Genomic DNA, 16,020 nt, shown 5'->3' with positions numbered 1-16,020 from the left:
AATTTGGATCTCACACTCTAGCCGATCGACGTTTGTCGCGGTTCCGAGACTGCGGCAGGGATATCAACCGCCGGACTTTCGCTGCAGGATCAACGGCCGAGCCGGGACGCTTGTTTCCGACATTCGAACGGGTTGGATCGGCGGGCAAGCGACTTGACCTTCATAAACCGTCCAAAGCGGTTGGCCCGTTTCGACACGGTCGCCAACGCGAAAGTGCAAATCAATTCCAACGGACGGTTCCACGGGATCAGTTGTTTTGCGTCGACCACCGCCCATCGAAATGATCGCATCGCCGATGGCGGGGCAATCAATCGATTCAACCCATCCGGATCGCTCCGCGACGGTGTCGCGTTGTTTGCCCAGCGGCAGATGACCGGAAAGCTTGCCGCCCTGTTCGTGCACCATGCGTTCAAATCGTTGCCTCGCTTCACCCGAATCGAGTTTGCGAGCCAACAACCCCTCCGCCGTTTGCAGATCGCCAGCTTGCTTCGTTGCCACCAGCAACTCCGCCGACAATCGCAACGTCAATGCTCGCACTTCTTCCGGCCCACCGCCATCGAGTACATCAAGAGACTCGTTGACCTCGTTCGCATTTCCGATGGCTCGTCCGAGTGGTTGATCCATGTCAGACAGGACGGGAATGGTCGGCAAACCCGCTTCTACGCCCACTTCTCGAAGCGAGTCGGCCAACTCGGTTGCCTGCTGAATGCTTGGCATGAAGCCAGCCGATCCAACCTTCACATCCATCACCAGGGCATCCAAGCTTGCCGCCAGCTTCTTGCTGAGAATGCTGGCCGTGATCAGCCCCACGGATTCGACTGTGGCTGTGACGTCTCGCAGTCCATACAAACGGCGATCCGCTGGTGCGATTGACTCGGTGGCTCCCACGATGAAGCAACCCACATCCTTCAGGACTCGGCTGGATTGTTCGATCGACAGCTGCGTTTGGTAGCCCGGGATCGATTCGAGCTTGTCGAGCGTCCCACCGGTTCGCCCAAGGCCACGGCCACTGATCATCGGCACGTCCACATCGCAGCAGGCCAGCAGCGGAGCCAAGATCAGCGAGACTTTGTCGCCCAGCCCTCCGGTGCTGTGCTTGTCGACTCGAGGTCGATCACTGACCCGGGGCAGACGTTCACCACTGTCGACCATGCACCGGGTCAGCTCAGCCGTTTCGCGTCGATCCAAGCCGCGAAAGAAGATTGCCATCGCGAGGGCGGACATTTGGTAATCCGTGACCTCACCGCCACAGTAGCCCTCAATCAGGAATCGCCATTGCTCGGCGTTCAGGACCCCGCCGTCCCGCTTGGTCCGGATCAAATTGGCGGTCAGCATCGAGCACTTGCCTTGCGAAAGACTGGAGAAGGGCGGAGAGTCAAACGGGGCGAGCAGGAGTCACGGGGGCGATGCCACGAGGCCCGGTGGAAAACCACGGGATGACATCCTACAAACATCTGGCTTGTCTTTCGACAATTGGCCTTGATCGACTAAGCTAAGGCCCGGATTCAACCTGAAGACTCTTTTCCTCCTTCCTCCGATTCACGGGAATTTTCGCCTGTCTGGCGGACTTTTCTCGGTCACGCGAGATCAAAACGAATGGCACACGGCGCAGCGAAAAAGGTTCCCGCAGGCCCCCCCCGCGATATGTCGCCCGATGCGGTCGCCGCGCGGCTGAAAAGCAGTTTGCTGCAAGAAAAGAAGGAACTGGAAGTCGACAAGATTTTCCGGGCGTTGGTCAAACTGGAAGGTTCTGACCTTCACCTGAAAGTCGGCCAACCACCCATGGTTCGCGTCGGCGGTGAACTCAAACCGCTCAATCGGGGACCGATCGAAGCCGAAGAAATGGTTCGATTGCTGTTGCCGATGATGGACGATCGCAACCTGATCATCTTTGAAGAAGAAGGCGGCGCCGACTTTTCTTACCAATGCGAAGTCGACGGCACCCGCTGGCGGTTCCGGATCAACATGCTGAAATCGCTCGGCAACATCGGTTTGGTCGCTCGTCGGATTAGTAACTTCATTCCCGACTTTCGCGGCCTCTTCCTGCCCGATTCGATTGAAAACCTCTGCCACTACGAACAGGGCATGGTTCTGCTCGCCGGAGTCACGGGCTCGGGAAAAAGTACCACGATCGGTTCGATGCTGAACTACATCAACAGCATCTATCGAAAACACATTTTGACCCTCGAAGATCCGATCGAATTCATCTTCACGGAAGACAAATCGCTGATCAACCAACGCGAAATTGGTCAGGACGTCGTGGACTTCTCCATCGGAATGAAACACGCCGTGCGGGAAGACCCCGACATCATTCTGGTCGGTGAGCTTCGGGACGAAGAAACGTTCATGACGGCGATTCACGCGGCCGAAACAGGTCACTTGGTTTTCGGAACGATCCACGCCGCGAGTGCCTCGACCTGCATCGGCCGGATTCTGGACTTGTTCCCCGAAGAAATGCACAACGCCATCCGCAGCGCCATCGCCTTCAACATGAAAGGCATCGTCGCCCAGAAACTGCTCAAGAGCATCAAGCCTGGCGTTTCGCGTGTGCCAACCTGCGAAGTGATGACGTTCTCGCCAATGATTCGCAAATTGGTCCTCGAAGGCCACGACAACAAACTACCCGACGCGATTCGCATCGGTGCCGAAGACGGCATGCAAGACTTCACCATGAGTTTGAAACAACTGATCGACGATGAATTGATTGATCGGCCGACCGCGTTCGCAGTCGCACCGAACAAGGACGCGCTGAAGATGGCGCTCAAGGGCATCGACGTCAAAGCACCAGGAATCCTGTAAGTGGCAAAGCAATCCAACGAAGAAGTACAACTCTGGCAAACCGTCGCTCCCGTGGAATTCGTTCCTCGGATCAAAGACAACAACGAATTGCAAGCGTTGCTGATCAGCACCCGCCAAGGCGCCGGCTACGCCATCGCTGGCGGCCAAATTGCGCACGCGATCACGTCGCGAGCCACGCACATCCTGATGGATTTTTCAAAGTCCGCCTGTGCGATTCGCTATCAGATTGACGGGGCATGGGAACAGCTACCACCGCTGGATCGCGAAAGCGGTGACGCGATGCTGTACGCATTGAAACAACTGTGCTTGATGAATCCGGCCGATCGTCGCGGCAGCCAAAAAGGCGGCATGCGAGTCAAGTTGGTCAAAGACAAGTATCAATTCAACGTTCAATCACAAGGCGTGCCCACCGGCGAACGTGTGATCTGTCGTTTGGAAGCCGAAGAGATGCCGTTCAAGAAATTGGGCGACCTCGGCATGCGAGACAAAATGATCGAACAGTTCAAAGAGAAACTGAACGGTTCGGGCAACATCGTCCTGATCACGGCCAAGAAAAGCGAAGGTGTTTCGACTTTCTGGAACGTCGCCATCAGTGCCGCTGACCGCTTGGTCCGCGACTTCCAATCGTTCGAACCCGCTGAATCACCCGAACCCGAGATCATCAACATCTCGCCCAACTTGTTTGGTGGAGACACGGGAAAAACCGAACTCGAGATGGTCAACCGAATGGTTCTGCGTGAACCGGATGTGTTGATGTTCCCCAACCCACCGCAGCCCGAATCACTGAAGGTTGCGTTGGAACAAGTCGTCGCCGCCGACCGACAAGTCATCCACCGGATGGCGGCCGAAAGTGCGATGCCCGCCTTGCTAACTTTCTTGGGACGTTACCCGGAATGTCGCAGCCTGATCGCAAACAACATCGGCTGTGTAATTCATCAGCGATTGGTTCGACGTTTATGTGACAACTGCAAAGTCGGGTTTGAACCGCCTCCAAAGCTGCTCGCTCAACTGGGCATCCCGGCTGGTCGAGTTCCGTTGCTCTACAAACCGTTCATTCCACCACCGATCGAACAACAAGTCGACGAGAACGGACGCCCTGCACCAATCACACCGTGCCCCGTCTGCAATTCACGAGGCTATCACGGTCGCATCGGATTGTACGAGATGCTGACACCAGGCCCGCAACTCAAAGCGGCATTGGCCAAGACCCAGGACGCCGGCCAATTGACCGCGATCGCCAAATCCGAAGGTTTCCGCCCCGTCCAATCCGAAGCCGTCCTCACGGTCGCGCGAGGACTGACCAGCCTCGACGAACTCAAGCGAGCGTTTGCCAAACGCTGAGAAATGATCGCGAAGCTCGCCCATTCTTTCAAAGCTTGAAAGAGACATGAGCCACCGTTCTCTCAGCCAAAACAAGCCGAGGCTCGAGCTTGGCCTCGGTGGTGCCTATGGCCGTTGCGTTCCGCGTCGGCTTTCATGGATTCCGGACGGCCTACGCAACTGGACTTGCCGAAGTACTTTTGCCAGTCCCATACCAAGTCACGCCACATCGACGCATCGATGCCGACTTCGGAAAGCGTATGGGCCAGACGATTGGGCAGCTCGGCAACTTGCCCGGCGACTGACTGCGCCGCTGTCCAGTCAAGCAACCGCTTATAGTCGCTCCATCGAATATGGAGGAACCCGCGGTCACTGCTGCGAACACCTTGAGTGTGGACTTCTGGTTCTGCTGAAAGCGTTGTTTTGCTCAGTGTCAGCGGGCTGAGCCATCCGTCGCGACGAATGCGTTTGCCCGTTGGGTTGCGTCGCTTTGCCTTGCGTTTTTCCTGGAGAATTTCGACAGGTGTCTCGCGGATTTCGCACCCGGCTTCTTCCGTGGGAATCGGCTTGAGATCAAACGCGGCGGAAGGGATTTGTTCGCCCTTGCGAGCTTCGATTCGGTCGTAGGCACTGGTGTGCGGGCTGGTCTCGGGCGTGGTGGACATGGCCGCTCGAACTGGATTCAGGTCGACATACATGCTGCAAGCGAGCAAGCCCGCTTCATCGACAATTCGTTGGGCTTTGAAGCGACCTTCCCAGAACCGGCCGGTACACTCGTCTTGCTTGTTGGCCATACGGGCGATCGGTTCGGCCAGGGCTCTCATGAACCAAGAAATATCAGATAAGCGACTGCGGACCTCGGCCAGTCGTTCTTTGTTTCGAACCAGCATCTGAACGTCGTTTTCAGTGGGTTCGGCTAAGTGTTCTTCGAGACGTCGGCCGGGGAAGACTCGCAGCCAGCGAATCGCCACCTCTTCGTCGCTCCACTGCGCACAAACATCCGGCCGATTGCGGAGGATCTGATGCATGTGATTGCTCATTATCGCGTAAGAAAGAACGTCGACGGCGAACACCGACGCCAGAGCCTCCATCCGCCGACGAATCCATTCTTTGCGAAACGAGAAATCCTTGCCGGTTGCGTGATCGACACCAGCCAAAAAGGCTCGACGGACACATCGCTGCACGACATGCACGATCCCAACTTCGCCGGAATCAAACTGTTCACGTCGCTGAGGCCGCGGCATGGCTGTGCTCTCTATCTCGGAACCGACTGAAAAGACAACTGGATCCTACGCAGCGGCACTCGAGAGTCAAGGTTTGGTGGGTGGCACCATCCGACGATCCCCAGAACCGGCCGGTACACTCGTCTTGCTTGTTGGCCATACGGGCGATCGGTTCGGCCAGGGCTCTCATGAACCAAGAAATATCAGATAAGCGACTGCGGACCTCGGCCAGTCGTTCTTTGTTTCGAACCAGCATCTGAACGTCGTTTTCAGTGGGTTCGGCTAAGTGTTCTTCGAGACGTCGGCCGGGGAAGACTCGCAGCCAGCGAATCGCCACCTCTTCGTCGCTCCACTGCGCACAAACATCCGGCCGATTGCGGAGGATCTGATGCATGTGATTGCTCATTATCGCGTAAGAAAGAACGTCGACGGCGAACACCGACGCCAGAGCCTCCATCCGCCGACGAATCCATTCTTTGCGAAACGAGAAATCCTTGCCGGTTGCGTGATCGACACCAGCCAAAAAGGCTCGACGGACACATCGCTGCACGACATGCACGATCCCAACTTCGCCGGAATCAAACTGTTCACGTCGCTGAGGCCGCGGCATGGCTGTGCTCTCTATCTCGGAACCGACTGAAAAGACAACTGGATCCTACGCAGCGGCACTCGAGAGTCAAGGTTTGGTGGGTGGCACCATCCGACGATCCCGACTCTGCATGGCGGCACTCACCTTCGTTCCACTCAACAAGGCCGGAACGTTGCTGACTAGCAGCATCGAACGATCCGTGAGCAAGAACGCTACCGCAGTTCTCTGGTGCAGTGGTATGGTTAATTTACCTCCGTCCCCTTTGATCGTTCCACGCCACATCGACGCATCGATGCCGACTTCGGAAAGCGTATGGGCCAGACGATTGGGCAGCTCGGCAACTTGCCCGGCGACTGACTGCGCCGCTGTCCAGTCAAGCAACCGCTTGTAGTCGCTCCAGCGAATGTGGAGGAACCCGCGGTCACTGCTGCGAACACCTTGGATGTGGACTTCTGGTTCTGCTGAAAGCGTTGTTTTGCTCAGCGTCAGCGGGCTGAGCCATCCGTCGCGACGAATGCGTTTGCCCGTTGGGTTGCGTGGCTTCGCCTGGAGAACTTCATCGGGCATCTTGAACAGAGAACTCGAGCTTCAACTAGGCGACGCGTTTTGAACTGCGACGAACGAACCAATATGAAGGAGAAAGCGACTCAACCGTCGCATCCACGCGAAGTCAAATCCTTATTGGTTAGGCGTCTTTTTGAAGCTCTCCAACTCGTGAGTATGAACTCAGCAATCTTCTTTGTTGTACGATTGCTTGCATCGACATAGCCGTCAATAGACAGCATGCCGTCCACTTCGGCGTCATCAAATCTGACGAACATTACGCGTTCGTCTTCTTTTGATTTGATGATGTCGCGAATCGCCCGCCATTCCAAGCCGCACCATTGCTTTTTGGCGTACTCATCGCAGAGGAAAACCACGATTAGGTCGGATTGATCGCGGTAGATTCTTTGTAACAGTGTATCGAGGTTTGGCCGAGCCAACTGCGCCTGGTAATCGAAGTCGTAGAATACAGAATCGTTGCCAAGTGGGTCACGCAGAGCGTCAACAACGCGAGAAACATATCGACGCTTTTCACCGGGAAAAGAGACGGCGACTTTGAAGTTTAGGTCGGACAGTGAGTACGTAGAACGATCGCTCTTGCCGACAGATTGATCGTTTGCGAGTCGCTCCAAAGCAAGAAGCGACAGGGAAAATGGGTCCGGTTCAATCCGATGAGCCTTGTCCCGCCCAGGGTTTACCTGTGAAAGGTGATACAGCAAGTAGTTGAGCCATACGGACAGCGGGTTTGAATTGACTGCGGCGGTAGGTTTACCGGAACGCCCTTGCGATTTCTCGTTGTCTTGGATTTCGGATACGACCCGCGACTCGATGTATCGGGCTTCGTCGGCGTCGAACATGGTGCCTGCACGGGCTGCCATCCGGACGAACAGTGGTGTGGCGTCACCTTCGATGACACCCATGAAGGTGAGGGCAGACCCGCGGAGGCCCCACTGCAAGTCGCTGTCGTTTATGTTCGTTACCAACTCTTCGATGTCATCGTCAGTGTTCAGCATGCCGTAGTATTGCCACAACATGATCGCGTGATTGGGCTGGACGAATTTGCGGTCCAAGATGGAACCGCCTTCTTGCGTTATGTGGTACGTGTGGAACTGCAGGTGATGGAATTTCGCGGCCTCGGTTTCAAAAGCTTCGATCAGGCGTTGGATTTCCTCAACTTTGTCTTTAAGTGCCACTGGCGTGATGACTCCGTTTTGACGCCCAACAACAGACTCAACCCTACTCAGTAGGATCGTATTCGGGAAATCCCAGGATACGGGGTAAGTGAGTTGGGGTGTTTGACCAACATCACTCAACTCACTCCCGTGCTCAGAATCCTAGCTGCTGCGCGTTGCCGCGGCAACGTTTCGTGCCGGTGGAACCGAATCGTGCCAAACTTGATCCGGGGAGGCTGGAAAACTGGGCCGCAACGATTCAGCAGTCCAACTCGGCGCAAACAAAAACACGTCAGCAAGAACTGACGTGTCGATGTTGTTTTTGATTCGAAGCTTTGGTGAAGCCTAGCGGCTGGCTCGCAGTTGCCCGCGAGCTCGACGCACGGCGGCGTCTTTGATTTGAGCTTGCTCGGGAGTGCTGCTGGGCATGTCCAGTGCTTCTGCCAATGTCTTGGTCGCTTCGTCATTGTCGAGCAAATCCACGGGAATCGCTCGTCCAGTCAAAACGTTCACGACGTCATCCTCGACTTGGGCGAAACCCCCGTCGACGAAGTAACGCTCGGGGCCGCTGACCGTCTGCAAACGCAACACACCGTAGCCGAGTCGGCCAATCATCGGTGCACGACCGCGCTGGACGCCAAGTTCGCCATCGAACATCGGCAAGGCTACAAAGTCAGCTTCCCGATCCAGTTCGGTTCGTTCGGGCGTGACGACGACACATCGAATGGACATCGGTTACTTGGACTCCATCTTCTTGGCTTGCTCTTCGGCTTGCTCGATCGCACCGACGTACATGAACGCTTGCTCGGGCAAGTGATCGTACTTGCCGTCACAGATTCCTTCGAAGCTGCGGATCGTGTCTTCGAGAGACGTGATCTCACCGGGTTTGCCGATGAAGACTTCTGCCACGAGGAAGGGCTGCGACAGGAATCGTTCGATGCGGCGTGCGCGGTGAACGATGGTCTTGTCTTCTTCGCTGAGTTCGTCGACACCGAGAATCGCGATGATGTCTTGCAGTTCGCGGTAACGTTGCAAGATCGTTTGAACGCGGCGGGCGATCGTGTAGTGACGGTCGCCGACGTACTGAGGATCCAAAATTCGCGAGTTCGAAGCCAACGGGTCGATGGCGGGATAAATCCCTTTTTCCGAAATCGAACGCTCAAGGTAAATGAAAGCGTCGAGCTGACCGAACGCCGTGGCCGGAGCGGGGTCAGTCGGGTCATCGGCAGGCACATAAACGGCTTGCACCGATGTAATAGCACCTTGCTTGGTCGAAGTAATCCGTTCTTGCAGAGCACCCATTTCGGTTGCCAGTGTGGGCTGATAGCCCACAGCCGATGGCATCCGTCCGAGAAGTGCGGACACTTCCGAACCGGCTTGCGAGAAGCGGAAGATGTTGTCGACGAACAACAGAGTGTCAGCACCAGTTGTATCGCGGAAGTATTCCGCCATGGTCAGTGCGGACAGAGCAACACGCAGACGTGATCCTGGTGGCTCGTTCATTTGACCGAACACCATGCAGGTTTGCTCGATCACGTTGCGACCGGTCGAACCGATCTCGGTTTCTTGCATTTCCAACCAGAGGTCGGTGCCTTCCCGTGTTCGTTCACCCACACCGGCGAAGACCGAATAACCACCGTGGCTCGATGCGATCCGAGCGATCAACTCGGTCAGAATCACGGTCTTGCCCAGACCAGCACCACCGAACAAACCTGCCTTACCACCACGAACAAATGGGGTCAGAAGGTCAACCACCTTGATGCCCGTTTCGAACAGCTCGGTGTTCGTTGACAGTTCGTTGACGGGAGGAGCCTGGCGGTGAATGGGCCAGTAATCGTCGGCTTGAACATCGCCACGTTTGTCGATGGGTTGCCCGAGAACGTTGAAGACGCGACCCAAGGTGGCTTTTCCGACGGGAACCGAAACTGGCTTGCCAGTGTCGACCACGTTCATGCCTCGCATCATGCCTTCGGTCGAACCCAAAGCAATCGCACGAACACGACCACCACCGAGGTGTTGCTGCACTTCGCCGGTCAAGTCAATGGTGACCCCTTTGTGCTCGCTTTGGATTGTCAAAGCGTTGTAGATCTTTGGCAGTTGACCTTCAGGAAACTCGGCATCAAAGGTTGAACCGATGACTTGAGTGACGCGGCCGGTGGCGGTTGCAGTGGACATGAGGGAGAAGCTCCTAGCGGTTAGCTACTAGCAATTAGCTTATGAATTGAATGGGGTGGTGTGTTTGCTGTGACGATTCGTCATTTGAAAATCGATGACTCAAGTAGCTAGTGGCAAGTCGCTAGAAGCTCTCAAGTTGCCCGAGGGCATTAGCCTTCCAGGGCTTCGACACCGCCGATGATTTCCATGATTTCGCCGGTGATTTGACTTTGACGGGCTCGGTTGTAGGTCATCGACAACTGTTTGATCATGTCGCCGGCACTTTCGGTGGCTCCCTTCATCGCGATCATTCGAGCGACTTGTTCGCTCACCGCCGCATCCAGGAAACACTTGAACAACTTGACTTTGAAGCTGGTCGGCACGACCTCTTCCAAAATGCTTTCCGCCGATGGAAGGAATTCGTATTCGGCATTGGTGTCGTCTGAACCATCCGAAGCGGAATCTGACTCGTCGCCGAGGGAACCAAGCGGAAGCAAGGTTTCGATCACGGCCTCTTGCTTCGATGTGCTGATGAACTTGGTGTAGACGACATCCAAACGGTCGATTTTGCCGGTAATGTATTCGGCCAAGTAACCTTCAGCGATCTTTTCGACATCGTCGTAAGCCGGTTGATCTTCGAACTGCAAGAAACGCTGTTCCGTTTCGATGCCACGAAACTTCAAACCATTGACGCCACGTTTACCGCTGGCATCGACGATCACATTTGGAATCGATTCGCGAAGCGACTTGATGCGGGGCAGAGCGGTTCGCAGAATCGAAGCGTTGTATCCGCCGCACAAACCACGGTTGCTGGCCAGAACCAGAACGCGAGTCGTGTTGATCTTTTCGCGTTGTTCCAACAGCGGGTGCTGCACGTCCAACCCGGCATCAGCGAGTCGCGAGACAATTTTGGTGATCTGCTCGGTGTAAGCCGTGGCCGCGGCAGCGCGGTCCATTGCTTTTTTGTACCGAGCCGTTGCGATCAGCTCCATCGTCCGCGTGATCTTGCGGATGTTGCGAATCGACTTGCGTCGTTTATCGAGGGCACGTGCGTTGGCCATGAATCACTCCGCCTTTCGGGTTCAGGCTGCAGGGGTGGCGGGTTTGTAGACAGTCTTGAACTCTTTGACCGCCGCAACGATGCGTTCAGCGATTTCGTCGCTCAAGGCTGGCGTCGCGGTCAGATCGCTGATCAATGAACTGTGCTTGTCATGGACGTATTGCAACAATTCCTTTTCGAACCTTTGCACTTCTTTGACGGCAACGTCATCGAGGTGACCGTTCGTACCGGCGTAGATGCTGATGACTTGCTCAGCGACCGAAAGCGGTTGGTACTGTGGCTGTTTGAGCAACTCGACCATGCGGTAACCACGGTCCAGTTCGGCCTGGGTCGCGGGATCCAAGTCGGTACCGAGCTGAGCAAATGCTTCCAAAGCACGGAAAGCCGCCAACTGAAGACGCAAACCGCCGGAGACCTTTTTCATGGCCTTCGTTTGAGCGGCACCACCCACGCGAGAGACACTGATACCAGGGTTCATAGCGGGACGAACGCCCGAGAAGAACAAGTCAGGTTGAACGTAGATCTGACCGTCGGTGATCGAAATCACGTTGGTTGGAATGTAAGCCGACACTTCGCCTTCGAGGGTTTCGATGATCGGGAGGCTGGTGATCGAACCGCCACCGAGTTCATCGGACAACTTCGACGAACGCTCGAGCAAACGACTGTGACAGTAGAACACGTCACCGGGGTAAGCTTCGCGGCCTGGTGGGCGACGCATCAGCAAGGACATTTGGCGATACGCTGTGGCTTGTTTGGACAAGTCATCGTAGACGACCAAGGCGTGTCCGCCGTTGAACATGAAGTGTTCTGCCATCGCGGTTCCGGCATAAGGAGCCACGTATTGCAGAGGAGCTGGTGCACTGGCACCCGCCGCGATGACGGTGGTGTATTCCATCGCACCGTGACGCTCGAGGACGTCGACGACCGAAGCGACGGCGGAGTCCTTTTGGCCGATGGCGATGTAGAAACACTTCACGCCCTGACCCTTTTGGTTCAGGATCGCGTCGATTGCGATGGCCGTCTTACCGGTTTTGCGGTCACCGATGATCAGTTCGCGTTGACCGCGTCCGATCGGGGTCATCGAGTCGATGGCCTTGATACCGGTTTGCAGAGGCTCGGTAACTGGTTTGCGTTCAGCAACGCCCGTCGCGATGATTTCCACCGGGCGGGTGATGTCGGTTTGCACGGGGCCTTTGCCGTCCAACGGGTTCCCGAGTGGATCGAGGACTCGACCGATGACTGCATCTCCGGCTGGAACGGACAACAGCGTTCCGAGTGCTTTGACTTCTTGACCTTCTTCGATCGTCAGGTAGTCACCCAGAATGATGACCCCGACGCTGTTTTCTTCCAGGTTGAAGGCCAGTCCGATCGATCCGTTGGCGAACTCGACCATTTCACCGGCCATGACGCCGGACAAGCCGTAGACGCGAGCAATCCCGTCACCAACTTCCAAGACCGTTCCGACTTCGCGGACGTCAATTTTGTTATCGAACTGTTCGATCTCGGCCTGCAAGACAGAGGCGATCTCGTCGCTATTGAATTTCACTGGACCGTACCGTGTTTTCCGATGGTGGTTTGTGCGTAAATGTTTTGAGGTGGAAGTTCAGTCGCCGCGTTGGATCACGACGATGAACTGAATCGATCCGACTGTTCGATCAATTGACGAGCGAATCCAGCCGCAGCGGATTTGCCGAGTTTGTCCAATCGGCTGGCCACTGACGAATCAAAAACGGTGTCGCCGACTCGGATCACCATGCCGCCGATCAGTTCGGTATCGACTGACTCACGAAGGCGAACGGTTTTGCCAAAGCGGCTTGAAAGTTGTTGGGTGACTTCACCACGCAGCTGTTCCGTCATCGGAACCGCCGTGCGAACTTCCGCGACGACTCGACCTGCAGCTTCATCGAACAAATCGACCGCAGCATCGCGAACTGCGACCAAGTAACCGAGTCGACCACGTTTGGCCATCACCTTCATCAGCTTGATCAAGGTCGGATGACTGTTACCACCAAACAAACGATCCACCACACGGCATTTCTCGTCAGCGTCGATTTGCGGCGACTGAAATGCGAGTTGCAGCTTGGGGTTGTGCAACAAAGCTTCGTCACAAATCGCGTTCAAATCACTGACAACCGCATCGGTGGATCCATCCGCTTGAGTCGCAGCGAGCAACGCCCGAGCGTAGGTCTTGCCGAGTTTTTCGGCGCCGACGTCAAGGACGGTGGAATGCGAGGCGGTTTCGGACACGTTGGGGGTCTCGTCGGTTGAGCGTCGTAGGAATTTCAGGGAAGGGAGTTTGACCACGTCAAAGGCGTTAGTTCTGGCTGGGCAGCCGTTCCATCGATTGACGAATCAAATCCGCGTGATCGTCAGCCGACAATTCGCGACCGACCACACTGCGAGCAACTTGCATGGCCAATTTGGACGTTTGTCCGGCCATCTCAGCCATCGCAACTTTCTTTGCATTCTCGATGTCCGACAAAGCTCGCTCGCGTTGGGCGGCGGCTTCCACTTTGGCAGCATCGACAATCTTCTGACCGTTCGCTTCGGCGTCACGACGAGCATCCGCCAGCATCGTTTGAACTTGGCTGGCCGCCTCGTCCAATTTCAACTGGTAATCGCTCAGCATTTGCTTTGCTTCGGCACTGGCCTTTTCAGCCGATTCCAAATCTTCGCGAATCTTTTCTTCGCGAGCCTGCAAACCGCCCAGGACGGCTGGCCAAACGAATTTGGACAGAATCGCCAAGACGCACAGGAAGATGATCAGGTTCCAAATGGCCGACCCACCGTCGAACGACAACAGAGGAGTCGCTGCATGATCGCCGTCGCCGTGACCATGTTCGTCTCCGGCGGCTTCATCGTGCCCATGGTCATCACCTTCGTGATCATGGTCGTGATCGCCATCTTCGCTGTCCGCCGCGTCCGCAAGAGCGTCCACCACGGTCACTTCATCTTGTGCTGCCAACGAGCGTGCAGGTGAAACCACCAACAACACCAGTGAGGCCAGCAAAGTGAGCGAGCTAATTGCAAGCAAGCGTTTCATCAAATTCGACCTAGCCGCGGCACAACAGAATGAACACCAATGCGATGACGGTTGCACCTTCGATCAGTGCAGCCGCGATGATCATCGCCGTTTGGATGCGTCCGCCAGCTTCAGGCTGACGTGACATCGCGTCGACAGCACTGCCACCGATGCGACCAATGCCCAAAGCGGCACCGATAATGATCAATCCGATTCCGATCCCCAGACCCATGCGGCCGAAGTCGTAGGAAGCGATTTCTTGGGCCAACATCATTGCCAGTTCTAACATCTTCAGATTGCTCCGTAAAAATTTTGAGCGAGTGAAAGGGGAAAGGTGTTTTTTGAGTGCGGAAGAATAGTCCAACCAAGTCGAACCGTCATGCCACCCTGCTGTAGTTTCGTCAGAAAGGAGCTGAAAAAGGTTTCAGTCCCGAACGCCTGACGGCGCGAATCAAAACAGTTTGCGGACTCAGGGCAATTTCATCGTGCTCTGAGTCTTGAAAACGAGCGACAAAATGCCACATCGTTTTCTGTTCATTCAAATCGACCGTCGCGGGTCTTTCAAAACGGATCAGACGCCCGCTGGATGACTGGCACCCACGGCTGGACTGATGCGACTGGGGTCAAAAATCTTGTCTGGGTCCATTTGGTTGGCGTCCGTCATTGCGTGCGGGTCGTCGTCCAAATGCTCGTCGTGTTCATGAGTCGCCATCGCGGCGATGAACAGCACGGTCAGGAAGGTGAAGATGAACGCTTGCAGGCAGCAAACAAACAACTCCAACAATGTCAGCGATGTTGCCACCAAGACAACAGGGACGCTGACCGCGTATCCCATTCCCTTGCTCGCTTCACCGGCGGCGAAGATCAGACCAACGAAAGCGGCAAGCACCAAGTGGCCGGCCATCATCGTGCCGAACAACCGCATGGCAAGCACGAAGCATTTGACCAGCAAACTGAGCCACTCGAGCACGTACAACATCAACGCGATGGGCAACATCAAAATGCCGCCATCCCAGCCAATGGGGTTGAAGTGATTGAAGAAGTCTTTGGCACTGGTTTCGCGAATCCCGATGAAAATGATCGCGATCAGCGAGGTCAAAGCCAACATGCTGGTCAACGACAGGTTCCCAGTGGCACTACCGCCCCAGTGCGAAAATGCGTCGTTTCCAGTGATCAACTGCAACATGTAGCCAAATGGGATGACGCCCAAAATGTTGGCAAACAGGATGAAGAAGAACACCGTCCAGATGTAGTGAATGTATTTGTCGGTCAGGCCGTGCAGGTTCGGATAAGCGACCTCATCGCGAATGAACGCACAGATCGTTTCGAACAATTGCGACAGGCGACCGCGAGTTTGATAGCGTCCCAGGCCTTCGCCATGAAAGATGCTGATTTTTCGCGAGCACAATACGCCGGTGATGATCAGCAGCAAACCGACCACGGCCGTCATCATCAAGTGATTGGTCAGGAAGAACTCGTAGTAGCCATCCCGGATTCCCAGCGCGGGAACGTTCGTGTCCTCGCCACCAAACGGAATCTTGAGCAACGGCGAATCATGCAACGCGTGCGGAATCGCGTGATCGGTCGGATCGTGACCGGCTGCGGCTAAAAATGGCAACATGACAAATGAATTGGGTCGGGATGATTTCAGGCAACGTCACGGTGAGCGAACCGTGCGATCACAACGACTTCGACGGCCAATAAACTGACGTGCCAGAACAGCAACCAGCCGGCGGTCCAAGTCTCGGGAGCGTCCAAGTAATAACTACTGGCCAAAAACAACGCAACGGTCCCGCTGATCCGAATCAGCATCCCAGCCAGAAAGCCTTGCGTAGCCAGCCACCGGTCTGTGCTGATTTGGACCGACATCAATCGCGGAAAGACCGAGGCCAAAGCGATCACCCAACTCGCGATCGCCAACTTTCGCCACACTAAAAAGGGACTGACCAGCGACACAATGCCCCAGGTCGAATTTGGCGAAATCAGGCTCTGAAGAAAACTCCCCGCCATCACCAGCAGACACAAAACCAGCCAAACCACGGTGATCGTCGCAACCGTGATCAATACAATTCTGCTCGAACTCGCTTGCGTCAAATGTCACCGCCTACGGGCTGCTGATTTAGTCGTGTACCGAATGA

At 55.6% G+C, this 16,020-nt stretch carries 14 protein-coding genes and 2 pseudogenes; 2 read left to right on the top strand and 14 right to left on the bottom strand.

Annotation, left to right across the window (positions count from 1 at the left end):
• Window positions 1–63: 63 nt before the first annotated feature.
• Entirely contained in the window at window positions 64–1,335 is a 1,272-nt protein-coding gene (locus RB_RS21115) for a thymidine phosphorylase (protein WP_011122679.1), read from the bottom strand.
• Window positions 1,336–1,596: 261 nt separating this feature from the next.
• Between RB_RS21115 and RB_RS21110 the strand changes: the two genes are divergently transcribed.
• A complete protein-coding gene (locus RB_RS21110; RefSeq protein ID WP_011122678.1) occupies window positions 1,597–2,799 on the top strand; it encodes a type IV pilus twitching motility protein PilT in 1,203 nt (400 codons plus the stop codon).
• Window positions 2,800–4,140, top strand: coding sequence for an ATPase, T2SS/T4P/T4SS family (locus RB_RS21105; RefSeq protein ID WP_007326269.1), 1,341 nt, complete (start codon window positions 2,800–2,802; stop codon window positions 4,138–4,140).
• A gap of 62 nt (window positions 4,141–4,202) precedes the next feature.
• Here the strand turns inward: RB_RS21105 and RB_RS21100 are convergent, their stop codons facing one another.
• The 13 genes and pseudogenes from RB_RS21100 to RB_RS21040 all read right to left on the bottom strand — a co-directional run bounded on the left by RB_RS21100 (window position 4,203) and on the right by RB_RS21040 (window position 15,946).
• Window positions 4,203–5,363, bottom strand: a complete 1,161-nt coding sequence (locus tag RB_RS21100; RefSeq protein WP_011122677.1) for a transposase — start codon at window positions 5,361–5,363, stop codon at window positions 4,203–4,205.
• A gap of 100 nt (window positions 5,364–5,463) precedes the next feature.
• Window positions 5,464–5,952 (bottom strand): annotated as a pseudogene (locus tag RB_RS21095) (hypothetical protein); the annotation flags it as partial.
• 243 nt (window positions 5,953–6,195) lie between these two features.
• Window positions 6,196–6,495, bottom strand: a pseudogene (locus tag RB_RS28390) (hypothetical protein); the annotation flags it as partial.
• A gap of 83 nt (window positions 6,496–6,578) precedes the next feature.
• The gene (locus tag RB_RS27915) at window positions 6,579–7,787 is read right to left on the bottom strand and encodes a toll/interleukin-1 receptor domain-containing protein (RefSeq protein ID WP_011122674.1); all 1,209 of its coding nucleotides are present in this window, start codon (window positions 7,785–7,787) and stop codon (window positions 6,579–6,581) included.
• A 204-nt stretch (window positions 7,788–7,991) separates the two neighbouring features.
• Window positions 7,992–8,378 carry a F0F1 ATP synthase subunit epsilon gene (locus RB_RS21080; protein ID WP_007327186.1) on the bottom strand — a complete coding sequence of 129 codons (387 nt, stop codon included), beginning with the start codon at window positions 8,376–8,378 and terminating at the stop codon, window positions 7,992–7,994.
• Between the two features lie 3 nt (window positions 8,379–8,381).
• Complete coding sequence (gene atpD / locus RB_RS21075; protein WP_011122672.1) at window positions 8,382–9,821, bottom strand: F0F1 ATP synthase subunit beta; 1,440 nt, start codon at window positions 9,819–9,821, stop codon at window positions 8,382–8,384.
• 149 nt (window positions 9,822–9,970) lie between these two features.
• Window positions 9,971–10,861 carry an ATP synthase F1 subunit gamma gene (gene atpG, locus RB_RS21070; RefSeq protein WP_011122671.1) on the bottom strand — a complete coding sequence of 297 codons (891 nt, stop codon included), beginning with the start codon at window positions 10,859–10,861 and terminating at the stop codon, window positions 9,971–9,973.
• A gap of 21 nt (window positions 10,862–10,882) precedes the next feature.
• Entirely contained in the window at window positions 10,883–12,406 is a 1,524-nt protein-coding gene (gene atpA, locus RB_RS21065) for a F0F1 ATP synthase subunit alpha (RefSeq protein WP_007334261.1), read from the bottom strand.
• A 74-nt stretch (window positions 12,407–12,480) separates the two neighbouring features.
• Complete coding sequence (atpH, locus tag RB_RS21060) at window positions 12,481–13,164, bottom strand: ATP synthase F1 subunit delta (protein ID WP_011122670.1); 684 nt, start codon at window positions 13,162–13,164, stop codon at window positions 12,481–12,483.
• A 10-nt stretch (window positions 13,165–13,174) separates the two neighbouring features.
• The gene (gene atpF, locus RB_RS21055; protein WP_007334260.1) at window positions 13,175–13,903 is read right to left on the bottom strand and encodes a F0F1 ATP synthase subunit B; all 729 of its coding nucleotides are present in this window, start codon (window positions 13,901–13,903) and stop codon (window positions 13,175–13,177) included.
• A gap of 10 nt (window positions 13,904–13,913) precedes the next feature.
• Window positions 13,914–14,171, bottom strand: coding sequence for an ATP synthase F0 subunit C (gene atpE, locus RB_RS21050; RefSeq protein WP_007327179.1), 258 nt, complete (start codon window positions 14,169–14,171; stop codon window positions 13,914–13,916).
• Between the two features lie 282 nt (window positions 14,172–14,453).
• The gene (atpB, locus tag RB_RS21045) at window positions 14,454–15,503 is read right to left on the bottom strand and encodes a F0F1 ATP synthase subunit A (protein ID WP_007327177.1); all 1,050 of its coding nucleotides are present in this window, start codon (window positions 15,501–15,503) and stop codon (window positions 14,454–14,456) included.
• A gap of 26 nt (window positions 15,504–15,529) precedes the next feature.
• The gene (locus tag RB_RS21040) at window positions 15,530–15,946 is read right to left on the bottom strand and encodes a hypothetical protein (protein WP_052028830.1); all 417 of its coding nucleotides are present in this window, start codon (window positions 15,944–15,946) and stop codon (window positions 15,530–15,532) included.
• Between the last annotated feature and the right edge of the window lie 74 nt (window positions 15,947–16,020).

It is taken from the genome of Rhodopirellula baltica SH 1 (assembly GCF_000196115.1).
In the GTDB taxonomy this organism is placed as follows: domain Bacteria; phylum Planctomycetota; class Planctomycetia; order Pirellulales; family Pirellulaceae; genus Rhodopirellula; species Rhodopirellula baltica.
The sequence above is the reverse complement of the archived record's forward strand: the minus strand, read 5'-3'. Positions and strand labels throughout refer to the sequence as shown.